At 71.4% G+C, this 24,545-nt stretch carries 22 protein-coding genes; 11 read left to right on the forward strand and 11 right to left on the reverse strand.

Annotation, left to right across the window (positions count from 1 at the left end; all coding sequences use genetic code 11):
* Nucleotides 1-133: 133 nt before the first annotated feature.
* On the reverse strand, nt 134-841 hold the full coding sequence (locus tag J2S55_RS03400; RefSeq protein ID WP_306857192.1) for a DUF5941 domain-containing protein: 708 nt from the start codon (nt 839-841) through the stop codon (nt 134-136).
* Nucleotides 838-2,415, reverse strand: a complete 1,578-nt coding sequence (locus J2S55_RS03405) for a CDP-alcohol phosphatidyltransferase family protein (RefSeq protein ID WP_306857193.1) — start codon at nt 2,413-2,415, stop codon at nt 838-840. Before J2S55_RS03405 ends, J2S55_RS03400 begins: the two co-directional genes overlap by 4 nt.
* A 162-nt stretch (nt 2,416-2,577) precedes the next feature.
* Between J2S55_RS03405 and recO the strand changes: the two genes are divergently transcribed.
* From recO to J2S55_RS03420, 3 genes are read left to right on the forward strand one after another with little or no spacing between them, the layout of a single operon-like run.
* Nucleotides 2,578-3,315, forward strand: a complete 738-nt coding sequence (gene recO / locus J2S55_RS03410; RefSeq protein WP_306857194.1) for a DNA repair protein RecO — start codon at nt 2,578-2,580, stop codon at nt 3,313-3,315.
* Nucleotides 3,312-4,091: an isoprenyl transferase gene (locus J2S55_RS03415; RefSeq protein WP_306857195.1), complete on the forward strand. Its 780-nt coding sequence runs from the start codon at nt 3,312-3,314 to the stop codon at nt 4,089-4,091. The genes recO and J2S55_RS03415 overlap by 4 nt, the downstream gene beginning before the upstream one ends.
* 44 nt (nt 4,092-4,135) lie before the next feature.
* On the forward strand, nt 4,136-4,900 hold the full coding sequence (locus J2S55_RS03420; protein ID WP_306857197.1) for a crotonase/enoyl-CoA hydratase family protein: 765 nt from the start codon (nt 4,136-4,138) through the stop codon (nt 4,898-4,900).
* Nucleotides 4,901-5,092: 192 nt separating this feature from the next.
* On the opposite strand, the gene J2S55_RS03425 is transcribed toward J2S55_RS03420, so the two are convergent.
* The 6 genes from J2S55_RS03425 to J2S55_RS03450 form a co-directional block, all read right to left on the reverse strand.
* Nucleotides 5,093-5,641, reverse strand: a complete 549-nt coding sequence (locus J2S55_RS03425) for a CGNR zinc finger domain-containing protein (protein ID WP_306857198.1) — start codon at nt 5,639-5,641, stop codon at nt 5,093-5,095.
* A 364-nt stretch (nt 5,642-6,005) separates the two neighbouring features.
* Nucleotides 6,006-6,413 (reverse strand): Fur family transcriptional regulator, encoded by a 408-nt coding sequence (locus J2S55_RS03430; protein WP_306857200.1) that lies wholly within the window; start codon nt 6,411-6,413, stop codon nt 6,006-6,008.
* Nucleotides 6,410-7,243 carry a metal ABC transporter permease gene (locus J2S55_RS03435; protein WP_306857202.1) on the reverse strand — a complete coding sequence of 278 codons (834 nt, stop codon included), beginning with the start codon at nt 7,241-7,243 and terminating at the stop codon, nt 6,410-6,412. The genes J2S55_RS03430 and J2S55_RS03435 overlap by 4 nt, the downstream gene beginning before the upstream one ends.
* Entirely contained in the window at nt 7,240-7,992 is a 753-nt protein-coding gene (locus J2S55_RS03440) for a metal ABC transporter ATP-binding protein (RefSeq protein WP_306857203.1), read from the reverse strand. The genes J2S55_RS03435 and J2S55_RS03440 overlap by 4 nt, the downstream gene beginning before the upstream one ends.
* A gap of 36 nt (nt 7,993-8,028) precedes the next feature.
* Entirely contained in the window at nt 8,029-9,006 is a 978-nt protein-coding gene (locus J2S55_RS03445) for a metal ABC transporter substrate-binding protein (RefSeq protein WP_306857204.1), read from the reverse strand.
* A gap of 94 nt (nt 9,007-9,100) precedes the next feature.
* Nucleotides 9,101-9,493 (reverse strand): DUF6703 family protein, encoded by a 393-nt coding sequence (locus tag J2S55_RS03450; protein ID WP_306857205.1) that lies wholly within the window; start codon nt 9,491-9,493, stop codon nt 9,101-9,103.
* Between the two features lie 240 nt (nt 9,494-9,733).
* Between J2S55_RS03450 and J2S55_RS03455 the strand changes: the two genes are divergently transcribed.
* The 5 genes from J2S55_RS03455 to J2S55_RS03475 all read left to right on the forward strand — a co-directional run bounded on the left by J2S55_RS03455 (nt 9,734) and on the right by J2S55_RS03475 (nt 16,614).
* A complete protein-coding gene (locus J2S55_RS03455) occupies nt 9,734-10,240 on the forward strand; it encodes a DinB family protein (RefSeq protein WP_306857207.1) in 507 nt (168 codons plus the stop codon).
* Nucleotides 10,241-10,326: 86 nt separating this feature from the next.
* Nucleotides 10,327-10,605 (forward strand): antibiotic biosynthesis monooxygenase family protein, encoded by a 279-nt coding sequence (locus tag J2S55_RS03460; protein ID WP_306857208.1) that lies wholly within the window; start codon nt 10,327-10,329, stop codon nt 10,603-10,605.
* A gap of 121 nt (nt 10,606-10,726) precedes the next feature.
* Nucleotides 10,727-12,112 carry a glycine--tRNA ligase gene (locus tag J2S55_RS03465; RefSeq protein WP_306857209.1) on the forward strand — a complete coding sequence of 462 codons (1,386 nt, stop codon included), beginning with the start codon at nt 10,727-10,729 and terminating at the stop codon, nt 12,110-12,112.
* A gap of 342 nt (nt 12,113-12,454) precedes the next feature.
* Entirely contained in the window at nt 12,455-15,100 is a 2,646-nt protein-coding gene (ppdK, locus tag J2S55_RS03470) for a pyruvate, phosphate dikinase (RefSeq protein ID WP_306857210.1), read from the forward strand.
* Nucleotides 15,101-15,381: 281 nt separating this feature from the next.
* Complete coding sequence (locus tag J2S55_RS03475; RefSeq protein WP_306857211.1) at nt 15,382-16,614, forward strand: deoxyguanosinetriphosphate triphosphohydrolase; 1,233 nt, start codon at nt 15,382-15,384, stop codon at nt 16,612-16,614.
* Here J2S55_RS03475 and J2S55_RS03480 read toward each other — a convergent pair.
* Complete coding sequence (locus J2S55_RS03480) at nt 16,611-17,459, reverse strand: M23 family metallopeptidase (protein WP_306857212.1); 849 nt, start codon at nt 17,457-17,459, stop codon at nt 16,611-16,613. The two genes, J2S55_RS03475 and J2S55_RS03480, sit on opposite strands and share 4 nt — an antisense overlap.
* Nucleotides 17,460-17,619: 160 nt before the next feature.
* Here J2S55_RS03480 and dnaG point away from each other — a divergent pair, with 160 nt between their 5' ends.
* The 3 genes from dnaG (at nt 17,620) to efeB (ending at nt 22,289) form a co-directional block, all read left to right on the forward strand.
* Entirely contained in the window at nt 17,620-19,473 is a 1,854-nt protein-coding gene (gene dnaG, locus J2S55_RS03485; RefSeq protein ID WP_306857213.1) for a DNA primase, read from the forward strand.
* A 185-nt stretch (nt 19,474-19,658) separates the two neighbouring features.
* Nucleotides 19,659-20,762 carry an RNA polymerase sigma factor RpoD gene (rpoD, locus tag J2S55_RS03490; protein ID WP_306857215.1) on the forward strand — a complete coding sequence of 368 codons (1,104 nt, stop codon included), beginning with the start codon at nt 19,659-19,661 and terminating at the stop codon, nt 20,760-20,762.
* A 318-nt stretch (nt 20,763-21,080) separates the two neighbouring features.
* Complete coding sequence (gene efeB, locus J2S55_RS03495; protein WP_306857216.1) at nt 21,081-22,289, forward strand: iron uptake transporter deferrochelatase/peroxidase subunit; 1,209 nt, start codon at nt 21,081-21,083, stop codon at nt 22,287-22,289.
* 89 nt (nt 22,290-22,378) lie between these two features.
* Here the strand turns inward: efeB and J2S55_RS03500 are convergent, their stop codons facing one another.
* Together J2S55_RS03500 and J2S55_RS03505 are read right to left on the reverse strand one after the other, a co-directional pair.
* Nucleotides 22,379-23,515 carry an endonuclease/exonuclease/phosphatase family protein gene (locus tag J2S55_RS03500; RefSeq protein WP_306857217.1) on the reverse strand — a complete coding sequence of 379 codons (1,137 nt, stop codon included), beginning with the start codon at nt 23,513-23,515 and terminating at the stop codon, nt 22,379-22,381.
* A complete protein-coding gene (locus J2S55_RS03505; protein WP_306857218.1) occupies nt 23,512-24,543 on the reverse strand; it encodes a glycosyltransferase family 2 protein in 1,032 nt (343 codons plus the stop codon). The genes J2S55_RS03500 and J2S55_RS03505 overlap by 4 nt, the downstream gene beginning before the upstream one ends.
* Between the last annotated feature and the right edge of the window lie 2 nt (nt 24,544-24,545).

Here is a 24,545-nt window from a genome sequence, read left to right on the forward strand (position 1 = left end):
ACAGCGGTCCGGCCCGCTCCGCCGCGGAGCCCGGCGCCGGGGTGAGGGGCCGCCCCGCCGTGCGCCCCGCACAGACGGCGAGAGGGCCGCGACGGACGTGTCGCGGCCCTCTGCGGGGATGTCGGGGCGTGCCTCAGGCGGGCTCGGCCTCGCCGGTGGCCTGCTCCATGGCCTCCTCGGGAGAGGCCTCCAGGTCGTCGCCGGCCTGGGCGAGCGCCGACGCCTTGTCCAGGCGGACCCAGCTCGTCACGCTCTCGACGGCGAACAGCACGCCGAGGTAGAGCGTGAGGGCGGCCAGCACCCAGGTGAGCACGCCGAGCGCGGCGCCGGCGCCGATCAGCAGCAGCCGGAGCTCCCAGCCCAGCCCGGCCTGGAACACCCAGGCGGGCGGCCAGATGCTCTGCCGGGTCCGGTAGACCGTGTCGTAGGTGTGGTAGCCGATCACGTAGAGCAGCACGAACAGCAGCCATTTGGGCGCCTCGGCGGCCAGGCCGACCAGGATGATCGTGAGGAACTCGGTGCCCCGGATCAGCGGCGGCGCCAGCCAGTCGAGCTTGCCCAGGTGGTCGCGGGCCGCGGTGGGCAGCACCAGGAGCACCATGACCACGACCGGGACCAGCAGGACCGGTCCGTTGCCCAGCAGCCCGGTCGCCGCCATCGCGACGATCGCCAGCAGCGCGACGAGCGCGGCCGGCACCGGGGGCAGCCCAGGTCCGACCTTGTCGCGCAGCGCCGTCACCAGCGGACCGTCGTCGCGGTAGGCGAGCAGGCGTGCGGTCTGCACGCGCAGCCGCTCCTCGTAGGGGTCCGGAGCGGGGGTGGTCTGCGGCTGGGTGATCATGCGAGCGACCTCATCAGACGTCCGGTGAGCGAGTAGGCGGTGGCGATGCCGCCCCAGATGATCAGCGTGATGAAGGTGACCCGGGCGTCGAAGAAGGCGCTGACGATGGCGATGGCGGCGAAGCGCTCACCGATCGGGAAAACGATCATCTTGCGGGCCCAGTGCACGGCCCGGTTCCGGCCCGCCTTGCTCCACATCTTCAGCAGCCCGCGGATCCCGCCGCTGCGCGCGACCTTGCGCTGCTCCAGCGCCGCCCGGAGGTCGGTGTCGGCGCTGATCGCCAGAGATATCGAGGGGAGCGGGGACGGGGGCTTGCGCCGGTTGGCCGCGCCGAAGGAGAAGTCCAGCAGGTGCTTGATGGACTGCATGCCGAGCGCGGCCAGCGCCAGCGTCCACACGTCGCCCACGCCGGAGACGGCCGCGCCGACCGCCAGGCCGGCGAAGACCACGTATTCCTTGAAGCGGTCGAAGGTGGCGTCCAGCCAGGCCCCGAGCACGCCGAACTTGCGGGCGTAGCGCGCGACCTGCCCGTCCACGCAGTCGAACACGAACGCGAAGTAGATCAGGATGCCGCCGGCGACCATCCCGGCCCGCGCGCCGGTGGCGAAGCAGGCCGCCGCCGCCACGCCCAGGGCGATCGAGATCAGCGTGACCTGGTTGGGCGTGAGCCCGCGCCGGGCCGCCCAGCGGGCGATGAAGCGCGAGTAGGTGCTGACGAAGTAGGTGGTGAAGAAGCCGTCGGCGCCCTTGACCGCGTTGTTCAGCCGGGCCTTGTCCTCGTTGTAGGTGGACATCTCGGCCACTGCCTCGTCGGCCTGCCCGCGGGTGTTCAGCCGGCGGAAGAACAGGTCGCGGCGGCCCCGGATGCCGACCGAGACGCCCTTCCGCACCAGGCCCAGGACCAGGAGCTGGAGCAGGTCGTCTCCGGGGCCGAGCAGGTGGGCCATGTCGGCGAGCTCGCGGGCCGCCTCGGCCAGCGTGGGCGCGTGCTTGTGGTGCAGGTGCAGCGGGCCGAGCAGGACGGCGTTGGGCCGGGTCACCGCGTGGTAGGCCGAGCCGACCGAGATCACCCGGGACTTGGCGGCGCGGACCCGGACCGGGAGGTCCTCGAACGTCCGGTCGCCGATCTCCGGCTCCGCCTCGTCGATGGGGACGTTGGCGACGATGGCGTCGCCGTTCTCGTCCTCCTCGCGGGGCTCCTTGGCGATCAGCGCGAGCGCGCCGCGCTTCGACTTGGTGATCTGGTAGATCAGCTCGTCGTGGATCAGCGAGTTGGCCGGGAGGATGAGCAGGTTCTCCGTGGCGTGCTCGACCGCGTCGGCCACGGCGCGCAGGTCGCCGGCCAGATCGGAGGTCTCGACGAGCCGCCCCGGGAAGCCCTGGTAAACCGGAGCGTCGCCGGTGCGGGCGATCGTCACCGGTGCGGGATCGATCGAGGCGAGCTGGCCGTGCAGCTTGCCGATCACAGTGGGGCAGCCGGGGAGCGCGGGCAGAGTCAGCGCGGCGGGCGGCGTCGACTGGCCGGGGGCGGCATCGGGGCCGGGCGATGAACCCAGCAGGACCACGCGGGGCATGGCACCCTTTCGTGCGGGGGCGGGGTGAAACAAGGCGCGGGGAGTTCGCCAGGGGCCAAAGTTTAGTGAGTTTTGGATGAACAACACGCATCCGTGATCCATCTGTGCCACTTGATCATGGTTGACGCCGTGCGACACGGGGCATCCCACTAGACTGACCTGGTGAGTCTGTACCGTGACGACGGCATCGTGCTGCGCACCCACAAGCTGGGCGAGGCCGACCGCATCGTCACGGTCCTGACTCGGCGCACCGGGAAGATCAGGGGGGTCGCCAAGGGGGTCCGGCGGACCACCTCGCGCTTCGGCGCCCGGCTGGAGCCGTTCACCCACGTGGACCTCCAGCTCCACACCGGCCGCACGCTCGACGTGATCACCCAGGCCGAGACGGTCCGTCCGTACGGCGAGGCGCTCGTCACCGACTACCCGCGCTACACCGCGGGCAGCGCGATGCTGGAGACCGCCGACCGGCTGGCCCTGGGGGAGAAGGAGCCCGCGCTCCGCCAGTTCCTGCTGCTCGTCGGCGGTCTGCGCACGCTCGGTTCGGGGGAGCACGATCCCCGGCTGGTCCTTGACGCCTATTTCCTGCGCTCGCTGGCCGTCGCCGGTTACGCTCCTGCCCTGGAGTCGTGTGCCCGCTGCAGGACGCCCGCGATCCGGGCGTTCGCCATCGTGGCGGGGGGCGTGGTCTGCGGCGCCTGCCGTCCCGCCGGCGCCGCCGTGCCCGCCGGGGAGACCCTCGCCCTGATGGTCGCGCTGCTGAAAGGCGACTGGCTCACCGCCGACGCCTCCGAGAGCCGGCACCGCACCGAATGCAGCGGCCTGGTCGCGGCATATCTCCAGTGGCACCTGGAGCACGGCATACGCTCTCTCCGACACGTAGAAAGGGAGCTTGCCCAGTGAACGTCCGTCCCCCGGCCCCGCACCCGTCCGGCGCCACCCCGCCCCCCATCCCGCGTGACCTCGTACCCCGGCACGTGGCGATCGTGATGGACGGCAACGGCCGGTGGGCCAAGCAGCGCGGCCTGCCGCGGACCGAGGGCCACAAGGCCGGTGAGGCGTCGCTGTTCGACGTGATCGAGGGCGCGATCGAGCTCGGCATCCCCTACCTGTCGGCATACGCCTTCTCCACCGAGAACTGGAAGCGCTCCCCCGACGAGGTGCGCTTCCTGATGGGCTTCAACCGCGACGTCATCCGCCGCCGCAGGGACGATCTCCACGCGATGGGCGTACGGGTCCGCTGGGCGGGCCGTCCCGGCCGGCTGTGGAAGAGCGTCATCCAGGAGCTGCAGGACGCCGAGCGGATGACCGAGCGCAACTCCCGGCTGACCCTGCAGTTCTGCGTCAACTACGGCGGCCGCGCCGAGATCGTGGACGCGGCGCTGCGCCTGGCCGAGGACATCGCCGCCGGGCGGGTCAAGCCCGGCCGGGTGAAGGAGGAGACCTTCGCCCGCTACCTGGACGAGCCGCAGATCCCGGACGTCGACCTGTTCCTGCGCTCCTCGGGCGAGCAGCGCACCTCCAACTTCCTGATCTGGCAGACGGCCTACGCCGAGATGGTCTTCCTCAACCGGCTGTGGCCCGACTTCGACCGCCGCGACCTGTGGGAGGCGTGCGAGACCTACGCCAAGCGCGACAGGCGGTACGGCGGAGCCGTACCGAACGCGGTTACAGAATAATGTTATGTTCCGGGTGACGCCGAACCGCTGAGAGGTGCGCCCGGATGACTGTCAGGATCGAACGCGACGGCTCCGTCACCACCGTCGTCCTGTCCCGGCCGGAGGTCCGCAACGCCGTGGACGGGCCCACGGCCGCGGCCCTGGCCGGTGCCTTCCGTGATTTCGAGGCCGATCCCGGCGCGGCGGTGGCCGTGCTGTGGGGCGAAGGCGGCACGTTCTGCGCGGGGGCCGACCTCAAGGCCATCGGCACGGACCGGGGCAACCGGGTGGCCCCCGGCGGTGACGGGCCGATGGGGCCCACTCGGATGCGGCTGACCAAGCCGGTGATCGCGGCGGTCGCCGGGCACGCCGTCGCGGGCGGGCTGGAGCTGGCGCTCTGGTGCGACCTGCGGGTGGCCGAGGCGGACGCGGTGTTCGGGGTCTTCTGCCGCCGCTGGGGCGTCCCGCTGATCGACGGCGGTACCGTCCGGCTGCCACGGCTGATCGGGACCGGCCGCGCGCTGGACATGATCCTCACCGGCCGCCCCGTCCCCGCCCAGGAGGCCCTCGACATGGGCCTGGTCAACCGGGTGGTGCCGGTCGGCGGGGCGCGTGAGGCCGCCGAGGGCCTGGCCGCCGCCATCGCGCGTTTCCCGCAGGACTGCATGCGCGGAGACCGGCTGTCGGTGCTGGAGCAGGAGGGGCTGGCCGAGGAGGAGGCCATGGCGGGCGAGCTGCGCCACGGCATGGACGCCCTGCCGGGCGCGGTGGCCGGCGCCGCCCGGTTCGCCGCGGGCGCCGGGCGCCACGGCGACTTCGGCGCGCTCTGAGGCGCCGGCCGCCGCCGCGCGGGCGGGGCCCGGGTCCCCGCCGTGGTGGAGGCCCGCAGCGGTCAGGGCGCGATCGGGGCCGTCAGCCCCTGACCTCGCGCAGGCGGCCGGTCTCGACCTCGTGGCCGGAGCCGCACGGAGTCGGCGTGCGGGACGGAGGGGCCGTCCCGCAAGTGACCACGGAAGGTGGCCTCAGGCGCGGCGCCGGGCCCGGTAGGCGGCGACGTGCATGCGGTTCCCGCAGGTGCGGCTGTCGCAGTAGACCCGGGAGCGGTTACGCGACTCGTCCACGAAGACGTGCCCGCAGTCGGGGGCCGAGCAGGTGCGCAGGCGCTCCCACTCGCCCTCGACGAGCAGGTGGGCCAGCGCGACGCCCAGGTCGGCCGACAGGTGTTCGCTGAGCGAGGCGCCGGGGGCGAAGTAGTGGACGTGCAGGGCGTGACCGTCGTGCTCGGTCAGGCGCGGGGTGATGCGGGTGCCGCTCAGCAGCGTGTTCAGCCGGATGACCGCGGTGGGCTGGTCGGGGGCGGTGAAGACTTTGTGGAGGGCCTCGCGCAGGGCGCGCACCTGGACCAGGTCCTCGGCGCCGAGCTCGCCGATGCCGCTCACCTCCCGGCGTTCCACGAACTCCGTCAGCTGCTCCAGGGTGACCAGTCCGTCCTGGCCTCCCGTGGCGGAGGAGGTGTTGACAAGATCGACCACGGTGGCGAGCGAGTACACCATGTCATGTCCAAATGGCATGTTGCCTCCAGTTGAATGCGGTTCTAACGTGGGGGGCGCGTACGGCGGCTCGCCGTCCCGGAAGCGTATCTCTCCGGGGCGTGTTCGGGGTGCCTGTCGTGACCGCGCGCCGCCGCGCCGTGACCGGGCGGTGGCCATCGTGACGCCGGCCGTGCCCGGGACGGTGGTCATCGTGACGCCGGCCGCGCCCGTACACCTGTCCGGCGGGCCCGCCGCCGGGTCCGCCGCGACCTCCGCGCTGTCCCCCCCACGCTGTCCCGCCGTGTCCGTTCGGCGCCGTTCCCGGCGGTGCCCGCCCCTGCCCGCCCCTGCCCGGGCCGTCGCCCGTGGCCGGTCCGGCGGACCCCGCCGACCGGCCGGCCGCTCAGGCCCGGCTCGACGCGCCCGCGGGCTTGACGGCGTCCGAGCAGGAGGCGCAGGTGCCGAAGACCTCGACGGTGTGAGTGATCTCGGTGAAGCCGTGCTCGGAGCCGACGGCCTCGGCCCAGCGCTCCACCGCGGGTCCGGCCACCTCCACGGTCCGCCCGCAACGGCGGCAGACCAGGTGGTGGTGGTGGTCACCGCTGGCGCACGCGCGGTAGACCGACTCGCCGTCGTCGGTCCTGAGCGTGTCGACATGGCCGCTGTCGGCCAGTGCCTGCAGCGCCCGGTAGACCGTGGTCAATCCGATCTTGGCGCCTTCCGCGCGCATCTCGGCGTAGACGTCCTGCGCGCTGCGGAAACCCTCGCTCTGGCGGAGGATCTCATGGACGGCATCCCGTCTGTTGCTCATGGGCTGGACTCCTGTGGTCGGCTCCGGCGTACGAATCTACCGAGCCCGAGGGCCAGGACGAACCCTCCGAGGGCCACGATGACGATGATGGCGCCCGGGGGGACCTCGACGTAGAACGAGGAGGTCAGGCCGCCGACCGTGGCGACCATCCCGAAAAGCATGGAAAGTGCCATGGTGCTCCGGAAACCCCTGGTGATCTGCTGGCTGGTCGCCACCGGGACCACCATCAACGCGCTGACCAGCAGCAGTCCCACCACGCGCATGGCGATGACCACGGTCAGCGCGGCGGTGACGGCGATCAGCAGGCTCAGCAGGCGCACCGGCAGCCCGCTGGCCCTGGCGACCTCCTCGTCCTGGCAGAGCACGTACAGCTCGCGTCCGAAGAGGGCCACCACGCCGAGCACGGCGACCGCCAGCAGGCCGATCACCCACACGTCCTCGGTGCTGACGCTGCTGATCGAGCCGAACAGGTAGGACATCAAGGTGGCGTTGCTGCCGCCCGGGGCCAGCGAGATGAGCAGCACGCCGCCGGCGATGCCGCCGTAGAACAGCAGCGCGAGCGCCACGTCGCCGCTGGTCCTGCCGCGCGCGCGGACCAGCTCGATCGCCACGGCGCCGAGCACCGAGACCGCCACGGCGGTCAGCACGGGGGCGGTGCCGGTCAGGAAGCCGAGCGCCACACCGGTCAGCGCGACGTGCCCGATTCCGTCGCCCAGCAGCGCCAGGCGGCGCTGCACGATGAACGTGCCGATGGCGGGGGCGGCCAGGCCGACCAGGAGGGCGGCGATCAGCGCCCGCTGCATGAAGTCGAACTGCAGAAGGTCGATCACGGTGCGGGTCTCCAGTCGAGCGGGCTCGAGGGCTTCTCCTCGGCGTGCGGGTGCACGTGGTCGTGACCGGGCAGCGCGTGCGCGCCGACCGCGTGGGGCGGCGGCCCGTCGTGGCAGACGCATCCGTCCCTGAGGACCACCGCGCGGGTGATGAGCGACTCCATGGGACCGAGCTCGTGGGCGACCAGCAGGACCGTCTTGCCCTGGTCGACGAGCGTGGACAGGGTGTCGGCCAGGAGCTGCTGGCTCTGGGAGTCCACGCCGGCCGTGGGCTCGTCCATGACGAAGGTGTCGGGCTCTCCGGCGAGGGCGCGGGCGATCAGCACCCGCTGCTGCTGCCCGCCGGACAGGGCCTGGACCGGGTCCCCGGCGCGGTGGGCCATGCCGACGGCCTCCAGCGCCCTGGCGGTCGCCTCCCGGTCGGCCGCGCTGGTCGGGCGGAGCCGCCGCTGCCTGGCGATCCGGCCCGAGGCGACGACCTCGCGGATGGTCGTCGGCACGCCGCCGCCCACCGAGAGCCGCTGGGGCACGTAGCCGATCCGCCACCATTCGCGGAACCGCGCGGGCGGCGCGCCGTACAGGAGGGTCGAGCCGCCGGACAGCGGTGTCAGGCCGAGCAGAGCGCGGATGAGGGTGGACTTGCCCGATCCGTTGGCGCCGAGCACGGCCACGACCTCGCCGGGCTTGACGGTCAGGTCGATGCCGCGGAGCACCGGACGGCGGTCCAGGCTGACCTGGCCGCCGTTCATGGTGAAAACTGCTTGGTTGGATGTCACGTGTTGCCTTTACGGGCAGTTGAGCGCTGCCTGAAGTGCGGTGAGGTTCTGGCGCATGGCGGACAGGTAGTCGCCGCCCGCCGGCTGGCTTTCGACCGGGTCCAGGACCGCGGTCTTGGCCCCGACCTCCTGGGCGAGAACCTCGGCGACCTTGGGGCTGACGAGGGTCTCGGTGAAAATCGTAGTCACTTTCTCCTGCTTGGACACTTTCGCCACTTCGGCGAGGCGGGCGGGAGAGGGCTCGGCGTCCGGGTCGAGGCCGCTGACCCCGATCTGGTGCAGTCCGTAGCGGTCGGCGAGATAGCCGAACGCGGTGTGGCTGGTGACGATCGCCTTCGACCCGCACGCGCTCAGGCCCCGGGCCAGCTCGCCGTCGAGGGCCGTGAGGTCGGCCGCGGTCTTGGCGGCGCGGTCCTTGTAGCCCTGCGCGTGCGCCGGGTCGACGGCGGCGAGCTTCTCGCCGAGCTGGGTGGCGACGGTCGCGAAACGGGACGGGTCAAGCCATAGGTGCGGGTCGTAGGCGAGGTCGTGCCCGTGCTCCTCCTCACCCGGGTGGGCCTCCTCCTCCGCGTGCTCGTCGCCGGCGACCGCCGGGAGGGTCTTCACCGCCGCCGCCGCGTCGAAGCCCCGGCCGGCGGCGTGCTGCTCGACCGCCTCGTCCACGGCGGGCTGCACGCCCTTGATGTAGGCGACCAGGGAGGTCTCCTCCAGCCCGGCCACCTGGAGCGGGGACAGCTCCAGGTCGTGCGGCTCGACGCCGGGCTTGGTCAGGCCCGTGACGGTGACGTCGGGGCCGCCCACCCGCTCGGCCAGCCACTGCAGCGGATACATGGCGGCGGTGACGTCGGGCTTGCCTCCCTGCGCGCCGCCCGGCCGGGCGGAGTCGGCTGAGCCGGAACCACAGGCGGCGGTGGCGGTGAGAACGGTCGCGAGAGCGAGCAGGGCCGCGCCGCGCATGCGCATACGTCGGGAGAAGTCGGACATCATGTCCGCCAGTATGGCCGCAAATGAAAACGGTTGTCAAAATCGCGGCTGGAGGCCGACCGGTCGGAGAGGGGGGACGCCCCGGCGGCTCCGGCGGCTAGAAGGCTCCGAAGCGGTCGGCGGCGAGCAGGATCAGGAAGGTGAGCAGGGCGACACGCAGGATGCGGCCCTTGGCGCCGAGCGACGGCCACGACATGTAGGCGAGCCAGCCGACGAACCCGATCACCGGCAGCACCGCGAGGCCGCCCCAGAAGGACGCCACGGCGAAACCGGTCAGGAGCAGGACCACGAGCGCCACCGGGGCGATCCAGCGGGGGAGCTGGAACAGGAAGACGAGCGGGGCCGCGCTGCGCCGCTCGACCTTCTGCCGCAGGCCGGTCGCGCCCGGGGTGAAGAACTGCTCACCGGGTGGGAGCGGGCGCTGTCTCCGCTGCTGAGGGCGGTGCTGGGCCAGCGGGTGTGCGGGTCGCTCGCTGTGTTTGTCGGCCACGGCCCGAGCCTAACGCCGCGACGCCCGGCGCGACATGCCCCACGCCCGCCCGCCCGCCTCCGGGGCCGGGCGGACCCGGTGCCAGGTGCGCCGGGTCACCTGTCGGCCGTGGCCGGAGCCGCGGGTGAGGGCGGCGGCGGGTGGGTCCCTCGCCGTCCGTCTCCGGAGCCGCCGGGCGGGGGCCGACAGCGGTTGTGTCCGGTTCCTCGCCGGCCGTGGCCGGGCGGTACGTTGCCGAACATGACCGACAATCGCATTCCTCCCCCTTTCGTCGGCGACGAGCGCGCCATGTTGAACAACTGGCTTGAGTGGCACCGCGGGACCCTCGCCGCCAAGTGCGCCGGCCTGTCGGAGGACCAGCTCCGCGAGCGCTCCGTGCCGCCGTCGGCCATGTCCCTGCTCGGCCTGGTCCGCCACATGGCCCACGTGGAGCGGGCCTGGTTCCGGCACATCCTCAACGACGAGGACGTCCCCTCGCTGTACGGCAAGGACGTCAACCCCGACGCGGACTTCGACGGCGCGGACACCGCCTCGGCCGAGGAGGCGTTCGCCGTCTGGCGGGCCGAGGTCGAGCACGCCCGCGAGGTGTCGGCCGAGGTGCCGCTGGACGCCGTGGGCAGGCGGAAGCGCCGCGGGCAGGACTGCTCCCATCGGTGGATCCTCGTCCACATGATCGAGGAGTACGCCCGCCACAACGGCCACGCCGACCTGCTGCGAGAGCGCATCGACGGCGTGACCGGGGAGTAGCCGGACACGGTCCCCGCGTCCCCGCCGCCCGTCTCCGGCGACGTGCCGGGAGCGGGGGCGGGACCGTCCTCTGGCATGCTGTGCGGATGCTGGCTCTCATCCGTTACTCGGTGCCGCCCGGCCAGACCGAGGAGTTCCTGGCCCGGGCGCACGACATCGTCGACACCCTGGCCGGACAGCCCGGATACGTGCGCGGCCGGGTCGCCCGGTCGGTGGACGAACCGGAGCTGTGGGCGCTGGTCAGCGAGTGGGAGGGGGCCGGGTTCTACCGGCGCGCCCTGGGGGCCGCGCGGATGGCGATGTATCCGCTGATGACCCTGATGATCAACGAGCCGAGCGCCTTCGAAGACGTGAACCGTCTTTAACCAGCCTTTCCATCGCAAGGCAGGCGTCATGCTCCATGCGCGCGTCCCGCTCGTCCGACTCCCCTAAGCTGGGAACTCAATCATTCCTCGCCGACCTCCAGCCGGATGGAGACTTTCCCTTATGGCACGCCGTACGGACATCATGGACACCATCGTCAGCCTCGCCAAGCGACGTGGCCTTGTCTACCCCTCCAGCGAGATCTACGGCGGCCTGCGCGCCTCCTGGGACTACGGGCCGCTGGGCGTGGAGCTCAAGAGCAACGTGAAGCGGCAGTGGTGGAAGAGCGTGGTGCAGGGCCGTGACGACGTCGTCGGCCTCGACTCCTCGGTGATCCTGGCCCGTGAGGTCTGGCAGGCCAGTGGCCATGTGGAGACCTTCACCGACCCGCTGACCGAGTGCCAGGCGTGCCACAAACGCTACCGGGCCGACCACCTCGAAGAGGCCTACGAGGAGAAGCACGGCAAGGCCCCGGAGCACGGCCTGGCCGACATCACCTGCCCCAACTGCGGCAACAAGGGCGCCTTCACCGCGCCCAAGCAGTTCAGCGGCCTGCTGAAGACCTACCTCGGCGCGGTCGAGGACGAGTCCGGCCTGGCCTACCTGCGGCCGGAGACCGCGCAGGGCATCTTCATCAACTACCTCAACGTGCAGCAGTCCGCCCGCAAGAAGATCCCGTTCGGCATCGGCCAGATCGGCAAGTCGTTCCGCAACGAGATCACCCCGGGCAACTTCATCTTCCGCACCCGCGAGTTCGAGCAGATGGAGATGGAGTTCTTCGTCAAGCCGGGCACCGACGAGGAGTGGCACCAATACTGGATCGACGAGCGCTTCGGCTGGTACACCGATCTGGGCATCAACCCGGACAACCTCCGCATCTACGAGCACCCGCAGGAGAAGCTGTCCCACTACTCCAAGCGGACCGTCGACATCGAATACCGCTTCAACTTCACCGGCAGCGAGTGGGGCGAGCTTGAGGGCATCGCCAACCGGACCGACTTCGACCTGACCGCGCACGGCAAGGCCTCCGGCACCGACCTCAGCTTCTTCGAGCAGGACACCGGCGAGCGCTACGTCCCGTACGTGATCGAGCCGGCGGCCGGTGTCGACCGCGCCACGCTCACCTTCCTGATCGACGCCTACACCGAGGACGAGGCGCCCAACGCCAAGGGCGTCATGGAGAAGCGCACGGTCATGCGCCTCGACCACCGGCTCGCGCCGGTCAAGGTCGCGGTGCTCCCGCTGTCGCGCAACGCCGACCTGTCGCCGAAGGCCAAGGACCTGGCCGCCCAGCTCCGCCGCCGGTGGAACGTCGAGTTCGACGACGCGGGCGCGATCGGCCGCCGCTACCGCCGCCAGGACGAGATCGGAACGCCGTTCTGCATCACCGTCGACTTCGACACCCTCGACGACCATGCGGTGACCATCCGCGAGCGCGACTCGATGGCCCAGGAGCGCGTGGCCCTCGACAAGGTCGAGTCCTACCTCCGCCAGCACCTCAACGACTGAGGACCGCTCCTTCCGACCGGTGACGGCCGGCGGCCCCGACGGGGCCGCCGGCCGTCGCTTTTCCCGGGCGGGCCCGGCCCCGTACCCCAGGGCCTGAACCGGCGGTGAACGTGTTTGAATGTTGAGACAATTGGTTTACACCAATTGGTTTATACCAATTCTCCGGGCGGCCGATATCGATGTTGATTTGACTCCGATTTGAATTGGATTAGACCGCTTGATGGGGTCTGACGTGCGTGAATACACCTCAACACCTTGGGTGACGTTTCATCATCTTATTCGTCGGTAGAGTCCGAAGTGAGGCGGAACCACACGTCATTTGAAGTCGCAGAAGGAGCAACCGTGCCCAAGTACGTTTACGACTTCACCGAGGGCAACAAAGATCTCAAGGATCTGCTCGGCGGTAAGGGTGCCAACCTGGCTGAGATGACCAATCTCGGGCTGCCGGTGCCCCCCGGCTTCACCATCACCACCGACGCGTGCCGCCGGTTCCTGGCGGACGGCGAGCTCCCCGCGGGCCTGGAGGAGGAGGTCTCCCGGCACCTGGCCGCGCTGGAGGAGCGGATGGGCCGCCGCCTGGGCCAGGCCGACGACCCCCTGCTGGTGAGCGTACGCTCCGGGGCGAAGTTCTCCATGCCCGGCATGATGGAGACCGTCCTCAACATCGGGCTCAACGACCAGTCCGTGCACGGCCTGGCCAAGCAGTCCGGCGGCAACGAGCGCTTCGCCTGGGACTCCTACCGGCGTCTCATCCAGATGTTCGGCAAGACCGTCCAGAACATCGACGCCGCGCTGTTCGACGACGCCCTTGAGGAGATCAAGGACGGCCGCGACGACCTGGACCTGGAGGCGGCCGACTTCCAGCGGCTCGTCGAGACCTACAAGGACATCATCCGCACCCAGACCGGACGGGACTTCCCCGCCGACCCGCACCAGCAGATGCGCATGGCCGTCAAGGCGGTCTTCGACTCCTGGAACGCCCCGCGCGCCGTCCTCTACCGCCGCCAGGAGCGCATCCCGGCCGATCTCGGCACGGCGGTCAACGTCTGCTCGATGGTCTTCGGCAACTGCGGCATGGACTCCGGCACCGGAGTGGCCTTCACCCGCGACCCCGGCAGCGGGCACCAGGGCGTCTACGGCGACTACCTGCAGAACGCCCAGGGGGAGGACGTGGTGGCCGGCATCCGCAACACCATGTCGCTGCAGGAGCTGGAGGGCATCGACAAGTCCGTCTACGACGAGCTCATGCAGATCATGGAGAAGCTGGAGAACCACTACCGCGACCTGTGCGACATCGAGTTCACGGTCGAGCGCGGCAAGCTCTGGATGCTCCAGACCCGGGTGGGCAAGCGGACCGCCGGTGCCGCCTTCCGCATCGCCGTACAGCTCGCCGACCAGGGGCTGATCGACCTCGACGAGGCCGTGACCCGGGTCACCGGGGCCCAGCTCGCCCAGCTGATGTTCCCGCGCTTCGCCAAGGACGCGGAGACCACGAAGATCACAACGGGCATGAACGCCTCCCCGGGCGCGGCCGTCGGCAAGGCGGTCTTCTCCTCCGAGCGGGCCGTCGAGCTCGCCGCCCAGGGCGAGGCCGTCATCCTCGTCCGCCACGAGACCAACCCCGACGACCTGTCCGGGATGATCGCCGCCCAGGGCGTCCTGACGAGCCGCGGCGGCAAGACCTCGCACGCGGCCGTGGTCGCCCGCGGCATGGGCAAGACCTGCGTCTGCGGCGCGGAGGAGCTGGAGGTCTCCACCAAGGAGCGCAGGTTCACCGCCCCCGGCGGCGTCGTGGTCTCCGAGGGGGACGTGATCTCCATCGACGGCTCCAGCGGCGCCGTCTACCTCGGCGAGGTGCCCGTGGTCGCCTCCTCGGTCGTGGAGTACTTCGAGGGCACCGGCGACACCGGCGACGAGCTCGTCCAGGCCGTGCACCGCATCATGAGCCACGCCGACGGTGCCCGGCGGCTGGAGGTGCGGGCCAACGCCGACAACGCCGAGGACGCCGCCCGCGCCCGCCGGTTCGGCGCCCAGGGGATCGGACTGTGCCGTACCGAGCACATGTTCCTCGGCGACCGCCGCCAGCTCGTCGAGGACCTGGTCCTGGCCACCTCCGGCGAGGAGCGGGAGCGGGCGCTGGCCGCGCTGGAGCCGCTGCAGAAGGCGGACTTCACCGAGATCTTCCAGGCGATGGAGGGCCTGCCCGTCACGATCCGCCTGATCGACCCGCCGCTGCACGAGTTCCTGCCCGACTACACCGAACTGGCGGTCAAGGTCGCCCTCGCCGGCGAGGGGGCCGACGACAAGGACCGCCGCCTGCTCGCCGCGGTCAAGCGCCTGCACGAGCAGAACCCGATGCTCGGCCTGCGCGGCGTACGGCTCGGCCTGGTCATCCCCGGCCTGTTCGCGATGCAGGTCCGGGCGATCGCCGAGGCGGCCAAGGCCGTCCCGGGAGCCCGCGCGGAGATCATGATCCCGCTCGTCGCCGCCGTCCAGGAGCTGGAGACCGTCAAGGACGAGGCGCGGGCGATCCTCGCCGAGGTCGGCGTCGAGGCGCTGGTCGGCACGATGATCGAGGTGCCCCGCGCGGCGCTGACCGCCGGGCAGATCGCCGAGGCCGCGGAGTTCTTCTCCTTCGGCACCAACGACCTGACCCAGATGACCTGGGGCTTCTCCCGGGACGACGTCGAGGCCGCGTTCTTCTCCAAGTATCTGGAGCTGGGCGTCTTCGGCGTCTCCCCGTTCGAGTCCCTGGACCGCGACGGCGTCGGCCGGCTCGTGCGGATCGCCGCAGAGGAGGGCCGGGCCACCCGTCCCGACCTCAAGCTGGGCATCTGCGGTGAGCACGGGGGCGACCCAGAGTCGGTCCACTTCTGCCACGAGGTGGGCCTGGACTACGTCTCCTGCTCGCCGTTCCGCATCCCGGTCGCCCGGCTGGAGGCCGGACGCGCGGCCCTGGCCGCCCCCACGGACTCCGGCACCCGCTAGGAGCGCCCGCCCGGTCATCGGGCGCCCCGCGCTCCGGTGCCGCCGGGCGGGGCGCCCGGAGCGCGGGGCGGCGGCCGGGACCGTTCAGGGCGGCGGGGTGGGCCGGTGTCCACCCCGCCGGCCCGCGCGGCCGGTTCCGCAGGGGGCCGGACGCCGATGAAGGCCGTCCGCGGTCCGGCGGGCCCGCCTGGCACGGTCCGATGCCCGCAGGTCAGGGTCATCAGGTGTTTTCTTGCCGTTCGGCATGGACCGCTCCTTTCCTGGATAAAATCACTGCACTTATGCACGGTTACGACGAGCACGACCAGGCAAGATGGGTGCCGGAACCTCCCGGCAACCCGGAGAGAGGCCCGTTCGAGCGAGACCGGGCGCGGGTGCTGCACAGCGCGGGGCTGCGGCGGCTGGCCGCCAAGACCCAGGTGGTCGGGCCTGGGGAGACCCTCGGCAGCGGGCAGCACATCCCGCGCACCCGGCTGACCCACTCGCTGGAGTGCGCGCAGATCGGCCGGGAGATGGGCCAGTCGCTCGGCCGCGACCCCGACCTGATGGAGACCGCCTGCCTGGCCCACGACCTCGGGCACCCGCCGTTCGGGCACAACGGGGAGACCGCGCTCAACGAGCTGGCCGCCGGATGCGGCGGGTTCGAGGGCAACGCCCAGAGCCTGCGCCTGCTGACCCGGCTGGAGGCCAAGGTCGTCACCGAGGACGGCCGCAGCGCCGGGCTCAACCTCACCCGCGCCTCCCTGGACGCCGCCGTCAAATATCCCTGGACCCGCGAGACGAGCCCGAAATACTGCGCCTACGGCGACGACCTGGCCGTCTTCGAGTGGATCAGGGAGGGCGCGCCCGAAGGGCGGGTCAGCTTCGAGGCCCAGATCATGGACTGGGCCGACGACGTCGCCTACTCGGTGCACGACCTGGAGGACGCCCTCCACTCGGGCGCCGTCGCGCCGGAGGCGCTGCGCGAGGCCGGCGAGCGCCGCGAGGTCTGCGCGACCACCCGCGACTGGTACGCCCCGGACGCCGACACCGGTGAGCTGGAGGACATCTTCAGCCGGCTGGTCGCCCAGCCGCTCTGGCCCCGCCACTTCGACGGCTCACTCGCCGCCCTCGCCGCGATCAAGGGCCTCACCAGCTCGCTCATCGGCCGCCTGTGCCGCTCGGCGCAGATCGCCACCCGGGAGGCGTACGGCCCGGCCGCCGGCCGCCACGGCGCCGACCTGATCGTGCCCAGGGCCACCCGCCTGGAGTGCGCCCTGCTGAAGGGGCTCACCGCCCACTACGTGATGACCAGGGACGCGCACAACGCCAACCAGGCCAGGCAGCGCGAGCTCATCCACGACCTGGCCCACCTGATCATGCTGGGCGCGCCCGGCACGCTGGAGCCCGCGCTCCGGCCCTCCTTCACCAGGGCCGGCGGCGACGCCGGGCGGCTCCGCGTGGTCGTCGACCAGATCGCCTCGCTCACCGACACCTCCGCGGTCACCTGGCAGCGGCGCCTGTCCGGCCGCTAACCCCCGATGGTGATGTTCTCGTCGTCCGGCTGCGGGGGCTTCTCGGTGGCCTTGGGCTTGGCCGCCGGCTTGGACTTGCACAGGGTGGCGCACTTGGGCGCCGCCCCGGTCTGGGCCATCACGGCCTGCATCTCGTCCTTGGGTGAGAGCGTGCGGTTGCCGTTCAGCCAGGCGTCCAGGTAGTTCCACGGCTTGACCATGCCGCGCCGTACCCACCAGAGCGCGGGCTCGGTCTTCCAGGAGATGGCGAAGTAGAGGTTGCTGGCGGTGGAGCGGGCGTTGCCCGAGTTACCGACCTGGCCCAGGACCTGGCCCGCGCTGACCCGCGTCCCCGGCCGGATCCCCGGGGTGACCCTGTCGAGGTGCCCGCCGAGGTAGCGCACGCCGTCGTCCCCGATGACGGTGACGAACCGGCCCTCGCGGTCGGTCCCCCGGTCGGTGGAGGGCGTCCAGCGGTTCTTGATGTTGACCTCGTGGACCACGCCGTTCACCGGCGAGACGAACGAGCACCCCTTGGCCGCCCAGATCGTGGTCTTGGGCAGGACCAGCAGCCTGCTCTCGTAGGTCACCCGGCAGCCCCTGACGGGGAAGACGTAGGTGTGGTCGGACACCTTGGGCGGCGGCACCTGCACCGGGTCGTCGGCCTTGGGCCGGTCGACCGTCACCCTCACCGGCACCTTGGGGGTGGGCGTCGCCGTGGGCGCCGGAATCGTCGCGGTCACCGCGCCCGGCGCCGCGGCGACCGCCTCGGCCACGGGAGCCGGAGGAAGGGTGCTGATGCCCGCCACGCCGCCCGGTGAGGCGCAGGCCCCGGTGACGAGCGCCGCGCTGGTTACCGCGGCCAACCGTGCTATATGCCCCGATCGCATGATCTCCACCCGCGTAACTTATCGAGAATCAGCCTTTACCTTTGTAACCGACCTTCCGATTGGTCACGACCCGTTCGAGAAAGTCGTCCCCGTCGTCCGGCTCGGACCTGTCGGAGGGCCCCACTAGACTCACGGCGTGGCAGGCCGGATCAGTGACGAGGACATCGCGCTCGTGCGGGAGCGCTCACCGATCGCCGACATCGTGGGTGAGCACATCCAGCTCCGCAACGCGGGCGGCGGAAACCTGAAGGGGCTGTGCCCCTTCCACGACGAGAAGAGTCCGTCCTTCAACGTCACCCCCACCCGGGGATACTGGTACTGCTTCGGCTGCGCCGAGGGCGGCGACGTCATCACCTTCGTCCGGCGGCTGGAGCACCTGTCGTTCGGCGAGGCCGTGGAGCGGCTGGCGAACCGGGCCGGCATCCAGCTCCGCTATGAGCAGGGCGGCTACGTCCCCGGCCGCGAGCAGGGCGAGCGGAGCCGGCTGATCGAGGCGCACCGGGCGGCGGCGGAGTTCTACGCCTCGAAGCTGACCGCGCCGGAGGCCGCGGTCGGGCGCAGATTCCTGTCGGAGCGGGGCTTCGAGCGGGTCGACGCCGAGCACTTCGGGGTGGGCTACGCCCCCGCCGAGTGGGAGGCGCTCTCCCGCCACCTGATGGCCCGGGGGTTCACCAGCGCGGAGCTGATCAAGGGAGGCCTCGCCAAGGAGGGGCGGCGGGGTCCGATAGACCGCTTCCGGGGGCGGCTGGTCTGGCCCATCCGCGACATCACCGGCGACGTGATCGGTTTCGGCGCGCGGAAGCTGAACGACGCCGAGGACGGCCCGAAATACCTCAACACCCCCGAAAGCCCGCTCTACAAGAAGAGCGAGGTCCTCTACGGCGTCGACCTGGCCAAGCGGGAGATCTCCAAGCGGTCCCAGGCGGTGATCGTCGAGGGCTACACCGACGTGATGGCCTGTCACCTGTCGGGCGTGCCGACGGCGGTGGCCACCTGCGGCACCGCGTTCGGCGAGGAGCACATCAAGGTGCTGCGCCGGCTGCTGCTGGACCACACCGGTTCCCAGGGCGAGGTGATCTTCACCTTCGACGGAGACTCCGCCGGGCAGAAGGCGGCGCTGCGGGCCTTCGCCGACGAGCAGAAGTTCGTCACCCAGACCTTCGTGGCCGTGCAGGCCGACGGGCTCGACCCGTGCGACCTGCGCGTGCGGCAGGGCGAGGCCGCCGTGCGCGACCTGATCGCCAGCCGGGAGCCGCTGTTCGCGTTCGCCATCCGCAGCGTGATCTCCCGTTACGACGCCACCACCAACGAGGGGCGGCTGGCCGCGCTCGACGCAGCGGCGCCCATCGTGTCCCGGATCAAGGACCACGCGCTGCGTAAGCTCTATGCGGTGAGCCTGGACCGCTGGCTCGGCTTCAACAACGAGGGCTTCGTGCTCGACCGGATCGTGGAGGTCTCCACGAGAGCGGCCCAGCCAGGGCCGCGCCAGAAGGCGGCGCCGAGGAAGATCGCCGACCTGACCGACCCCAGGGTCCGGACCGAGGCCGAGGTCCTCAAACTGGCAGTGCAGCGCCCGGCGCTGCTCGGCCCCGGGTTCGACGTGATCGGCGCGGAGGCGTTCAGCCTTCCCGAGCATCTCGCCCTCCACCGGCTCATCATCGGAGTGGGAGGCGTGGCGGCCGCCGGCGCTGGCGGTCGGGAGTGGGTGGACCGGTTGCTGGAGAGCGCCGACGACGCGCTGCGGGGGCTGGTGACCCGGTTCGCGGTCGAGGAGGTCCGGGTGGACCTGACGAGCGAGGAACGATACGCCGCAGGGATGCTGGTGGCACTTGAGCTCATCACCGTCACACATGCGCTCGACCAGCTCAAGTCACGGATGGAGCGGACCAACCCGGTTGAGCAACAGCAGGACTACAACCGCCTCTACGGCGAGCTGGTCGCGCTGGAGCAGCAGCGGCGCGTGCTGAAGGAACGCGCCGCCGGAAGCTGATCGCGTAATTGGCTTTAATTTCCATGCGCTGATTCGACCAAACCCTAATAAGGTCTCGGTTCGATAATGATCCGGGCCTTACCTTCGGTGCCAAAAATAGGTCTGCCATTTTGGGGACCCAATACAGCAGACTGTGTCCCGTGGGTGCATCGGTGCTGCCAAGTGGGCCGCCATCGGTAGACCAGGTGGCCGACCTCGTTGCGAAAGGGAGGGAGCGCGGAAGCGTCACGGTCGACGACGTGGCCGCCGCTCTCGACAAATCCGAGCTGCCGTCCGACGCGCTCGAACGCGTCGTCCGCATGCTCGCCGAACACGGAGTGGAGGTTCTCGAGCCCCAGGGCGATGAGGAGACCACCCGCTCGGATGAGGAGGACGTCGGTAAACGGGCGCCGACCAGCGATCTGGTCCGCATCTACCTGCGGGAGATCGGGCGGGTGCCACTGCTGACGGCCGAGGAGGAGGTGGAGCTCGCCAAGTCCATCGAGGCGGGGCTGTTCGCCGAGGACAAGCTGGCGAACATCGTCTCGCGGCTGGCCTTCCCGGAGTTCAAGGAGCTGGTCTGGCAGGGCACGCGGGCCAAGCAGCGGCTGATCGAGGCCAATCTGCGGCTCGTCGTCTCCATCGCCAAAAGATATGTGGGCCGCGGGATGCTGTTCCTGGATCTGATCCAGGAGGGCAACCTCGGGCTCATCCGGGCGGTCGAGAAATTCGACTACACCAAGGGATACAAGTTCTCCACGTATGCCACATGGTGGATTCGCCAGGCGATCACACGGGCCATCGCCGACCAGGCGCGCACCATTCGCATTCCGGTGCACATGGTCGAGACGATCAACAAGTTGGTCCGGGTGCAGCGCCAGCTCCACCAGGATCTGGGCCGCGAGCCGGCGCCCGAGGAGATCGCGCTGGAGATGGATCTCCCGATCGACCGGGTGATCGAGATCCAGCGCATCGCGCAGGAGCCCGTCTCGCTGCAGTCGCCGATCGGCGAGGAGGACTCCGACCTCGGTGACTTCATCGAAGACGCCGACGCGGTCGTGCCGATGGAGGCCGCGGCCTTCATCATGCTGCAGGACCAGCTCGACGACATCCTCGCCACGCTGTCCGACCGTGAGCAGCGCATCATCCAGCTGCGCTTCGGCCTGGCCGACGGACACCCCCGGACGCTGGAGGAGGTCGGCCGGGAGTTCGGCGTGACGCGGGAGCGGATCCGGCAGATCGAGTCCAAGACCCTGGCCAAACTCCGCCATCCGACCAGAGCTCAGATGCTCCGCGACTATCTCGACTGAGAGTCCGTACGGCGAAGGCCCCCTGGTGCGCGTCCCGGGGGCCTTCGCCGTTCCCGGCGCCGGGGCCGGTGCCCGCGCCCGCGCCCGCAGGCCGACGGTGGCGCTTGTCACATCCGCCTGAGGGTCACCCGGTTGGCGGATTGAGGTAAGGGGAAGCTAAGTTAGGGACGCCTGACCGACCATCAGGCGCCTCGATGCCTCCCGTCCGCCGTTCCGCCACCGCCCATGGCCTCCTCGCCCCGGCCGGCACCGCCGTCGGACCGCTGTCCGGTCCGGCCGTGGTCGCGGCCGGTCGATCTTTCACGAGAAGGGGAAGAGATGCCCGATCTCAGCCGACGCAGGCTCCTGACCGGCGCGGGCCTCGCCGTGGGCGCCGGGGCCGCCGCCGTCGCGGGCGCAGGCTTCGTACGACAGGCGCAGCCGGAGCCGGTCCGGGCCGACTCGCCCGGTGCCTCGATCCCGTTCCACGGTCCGCACCAGGCCGGGATCGCCACCCCGGTCCAGGACCGGCTGCACTTCGCCGCCTTCGACCTGAGCACCGACTCCCGCGAGGCGGTGGTGGCGATGCTGAAGGCGTGGACCGCCGCGGCGGCCCGGATGACCGCGGCGCAGGAGGTCGGCGGCGGGGCGACGGGCGCGGAGCTCGCCCCGCCGGACGACACCGGCGAGGCCATCGGCCTGCCCGCCTCGCGGCTCACGCTGACGGTGGGTTTCGGCCCCACATTCTTCGACAAGCTGAAGCTGCCCAGGCCGGACCGGCTCAAGGAGCTGCCGCACTTCCCGGGGGACAAGCTCGACCCGGCCCGCAGCGGCGGCGACCTCTGCGTGCAGGCGTGCGCCGACGACCCCCAGGTCGCGGTGCACGCCGTACGGAACCTGGTGCGCATCGGCTTCGGCACGGCGTCGGTCCGGTGGTCCCAGCTCGGCTTCGGCAAGACGTCCTCGACCACGCCGGACGCGCAGACCCCGCGCAACCTGATGGGCTTCAAGGACGGCACCGCCAACATCGCCGGGACCGACGGCAAGCGGCTGGACGAGCACGTCTGGGTGGGCGAGGAGGGGCCCGAGTGGATGCGCGGCGGCTCCTACCTCGTGGCCCGGCGGATCCGGATGCACATCGAGACCTGGGACCGGACCTCGCTGAAGGAGCAGGAGGACATCTTCGGCCGGACCAAGCGGGAGGGCGCCCCGTACGGGGGCACACGCGAGCACGACCCCGTGGTCCTGGCCAAGATGCCGGTCGACTCCCACGTGCGGCTGGCCCACCCGGACTCCCTGGGCGGGGTGACGATCCTGCGCCGGGGCTACTCCTTCACCGACGGCAGCGACGGCCTGGGACGGCTGGACGCGGGCCTGTTCTTCCTGGCCTACCAGCGTGACCCCGAGAAGGGGTTCATCCCGATCCAGCGCGCCCTGGCGGCCAAGGACACGCTCAACGAATACATCCAGCACGTCGGGTCCGGCGTGTTCGCCTGCCCGGGCGGGGTGCAGCCGGGCTCCTACTGGGGCGCGGGACTCCTCACCTGACCTGAGGTCCGGCCGCCGGCCTGTCCTCAGGGGCCGCCCGCGGCCGGACGGCCCCTGAGGTCCCGGAGCCGGTCCGGCCGGATGGGCCCTCAGCCGCCGACGGACACCAGCACGTCCTGCGCGCGGTGGTCGGACAGGCCATGGGGATCCAGGAGGCCGTAGTCGTGGACGGTGGCCGCCGAGGTGAAGGTCCAGTCGAGCTGCCACAGGGCCGGCCCGCCGGCCGGCCAGGAGGCGGGCAGCAGGTCGGGGGAGGCGCGGTTGGCGTTGGAGAGCCGGCCGGACAGCCACCCCAGGTCGCCCATGGCGTAGGTGGTGTTGAAGTCGCCGGTGACGACGAGCGCGCCGCGGTTGGCGCCGACGTCGGCCTCCAGGCCGTCGAACTGTGCCTGGCGGGCGGCGTCGCGGTCCCGTAACCCGGTGTAGAACCGCGAGGTCAGCGGGCTGTCGTCCAGCATGTACTGGGTGGGGACGTGCACGTTGTAGACCGACAGCACGGAGGCGCCGACCCGCAGGTCGGTCCGTAGGACCTTGGCCAGGTCGAACGCCGCCCGCCACGGGGAGCCGGGGCCGAGGACCCCGGCCGGCCCCAGCGCCCGGGCCGAGACGATGGGCAGGCGGGACAGTGTGACCAGCTCGCCGTTCACCGCGAGGTGGTATCCGGGGAACTCCCGGCGCAGCCGTGCCAGGTCGTCGACCTGGCGCGGGGCGCCGCCGGACCAGTGCAGATACTCCTGGAGCGCGTAGACGTCGGCGTCGCGGGTCCTGAGGAAGGCGTAGAAGCGGTCCGGGTCGTCGTCCTGGTCCCAGTATTCGGTGTTCCACGACAGTACGCGGAGCGCGCCGGCCGGGGCGGCGGCCGCGGTGCCGCCGGTCAGCGCGCCGGGGTTGAGCCCACTCTGGCCCGCGCCGAGGAGGAGGGAGGCGGCCGCCAGGACCGCGCACCACCGCCGGGTCCGGCCGGCCCGGCCGGTCAGCGGCACGGCGGCCAGCAGCAGGAGCGGCGCGGCGAGATAGACCAGCGGCGGCACGAGGTCCGGTACCAGCCACAGCCAGAACCGGCCCGACAGCAGGTGGTGCAGGACGACGAACGCCAGCCACGCGGCGGCGGCCCAGGCGAGCGCCCGGGCCCGCCGCCGGGGCGTACGGCCGGCCGGCGCGGGCGGCCGCCGCGCCGCGGCGCCTGTCATGTCCGCCGTCTCCGCTCCGCCGTACACGCCCTTCATCCTCCGCTCCGCAGCACGGCCGGGGCCGGGACGTCGTAGACCCCGCGGAAGCGCCGGGACACCAGCCACTGCGCCGCCCCGGCGGCCACGCCACCGATGATGACGAGGTTCACCAGGAAGTGCACGCCGACGAAGAACAGGCCGAAGAGCGGGCAGCGCCGGGCGAACACATACCGGTACATGCCCGCGTCACAGGCCAGTGAGACGGCCAGCCAGAGCACCGGTACGGCGGCGGCAGCGGGGCCCAGGAGCAGGGGCAGCGGCAGGGTGAGGGCCGCGAACGCCGCCGCCAGGGAGGCCCAGGCCCGGGAGGCGGTCTCGTAGCCCCGCGCGAACCTGCGCCGCCGGGCGTACAGGGGCACGCGCAACCGGCCGCGGTGGAAGAGTTTGCGCAGCAGCGCCCCCAGCTCGCGGTCGTGGCCCATCCGGCCGCGCACGGCCGAGGTGATCACGACGGTCCGGCGCAGGCTGAGCCGCCGGCCGTAGTCGACCTCCTCGGTGTGGCGCAGCAGCGGGTTGAACGGCCCCGTCTCGGCGAAGACGTCCGCGCGGATCGCGAACATCGCCGACCACAGGAAGGAGACCTCGCCCTCCGAGCCGATCGACCAGTAGTGGTGCTGCAGGGCGCGGTAGTCCTCGGTCCGGGTGGAGCGGATCAGCGGTTCGGGGTCCTCGATGCCGCAGACGGCGCCGAGGCCGGGGTCGGCCTCCAGGAGCGCCACCGCGGTGGCCACCGCGTCGGGGGCCAGCGCCACGTCGGAGTCGACGAAGAACAGGATCTCGCCGGCCGCCCGGGCGGCCCCGGTGTTGCGGGCCACCGCGGAGCCGCCGTTGGCCGGGGTCCGGACGACGGGCACCCCCATGGACTCCGCGATCGACACCGATCCGTCGGTGCTGCAGTCGTCCACCACCATGATCTCCAGGGGGGAGTGGGTCTGCTCCCGCAGGGCCGCCAGGCACAGCGGCAGGAACCGCGCGTGGTTGTAGTTGGGCACGATGACGGTGACCAGTGGACGGTCCGGTCCCATGG

The organism is Streptosporangium brasiliense, from assembly GCF_030811595.1.
GTDB classification, from domain to species: Bacteria; Actinomycetota; Actinomycetes; order Streptosporangiales; family Streptosporangiaceae; genus Streptosporangium; species Streptosporangium brasiliense.

Excerpts from the sequence above, each read along its gene's own strand:
- J2S55_RS03400 (WP_306857192.1), bottom strand. The coding sequence starts at position 841 with ATGATCACCCAGCCGCAGACCACCCCCGCTCCGGACCCCTACGAGGAG.
- J2S55_RS03405 (WP_306857193.1), bottom strand. The coding sequence starts at position 2,415 with ATGCCCCGCGTGGTCCTGCTGGGTTCATCGCCCGGCCCCGATGCCGCC.
- J2S55_RS03420 (WP_306857197.1), top strand. The coding sequence starts at position 4,136 with ATGACTGTCAGGATCGAACGCGACGGCTCCGTCACCACCGTCGTCCTG.
- J2S55_RS03425 (WP_306857198.1), bottom strand. The coding sequence starts at position 5,641 with ATGCCATTTGGACATGACATGGTGTACTCGCTCGCCACCGTGGTCGAT.
- J2S55_RS03430 (WP_306857200.1), bottom strand. The coding sequence starts at position 6,413 with ATGAGCAACAGACGGGATGCCGTCCATGAGATCCTCCGCCAGAGCGAG.
- J2S55_RS03440 (WP_306857203.1), bottom strand. The coding sequence starts at position 7,992 with ATGAACGGCGGCCAGGTCAGCCTGGACCGCCGTCCGGTGCTCCGCGGC.
- J2S55_RS03445 (WP_306857204.1), bottom strand. The coding sequence starts at position 9,006 with ATGATGTCCGACTTCTCCCGACGTATGCGCATGCGCGGCGCGGCCCTG.
- J2S55_RS03455 (WP_306857207.1), top strand. The coding sequence starts at position 9,734 with ATGACCGACAATCGCATTCCTCCCCCTTTCGTCGGCGACGAGCGCGCC.
- J2S55_RS03460 (WP_306857208.1), top strand. The coding sequence starts at position 10,327 with ATGCTGGCTCTCATCCGTTACTCGGTGCCGCCCGGCCAGACCGAGGAG.
- J2S55_RS03465 (WP_306857209.1), top strand. The coding sequence starts at position 10,727 with ATGGCACGCCGTACGGACATCATGGACACCATCGTCAGCCTCGCCAAG.
- J2S55_RS03475 (WP_306857211.1), top strand. The coding sequence starts at position 15,382 with ATGCACGGTTACGACGAGCACGACCAGGCAAGATGGGTGCCGGAACCT.
- efeB (WP_306857216.1), top strand. The coding sequence starts at position 21,081 with ATGCCCGATCTCAGCCGACGCAGGCTCCTGACCGGCGCGGGCCTCGCC.
- J2S55_RS03500 (WP_306857217.1), bottom strand. The coding sequence starts at position 23,515 with ATGAAGGGCGTGTACGGCGGAGCGGAGACGGCGGACATGACAGGCGCC.
- J2S55_RS03505 (WP_306857218.1), bottom strand. The coding sequence starts at position 24,543 with ATGGGACCGGACCGTCCACTGGTCACCGTCATCGTGCCCAACTACAAC.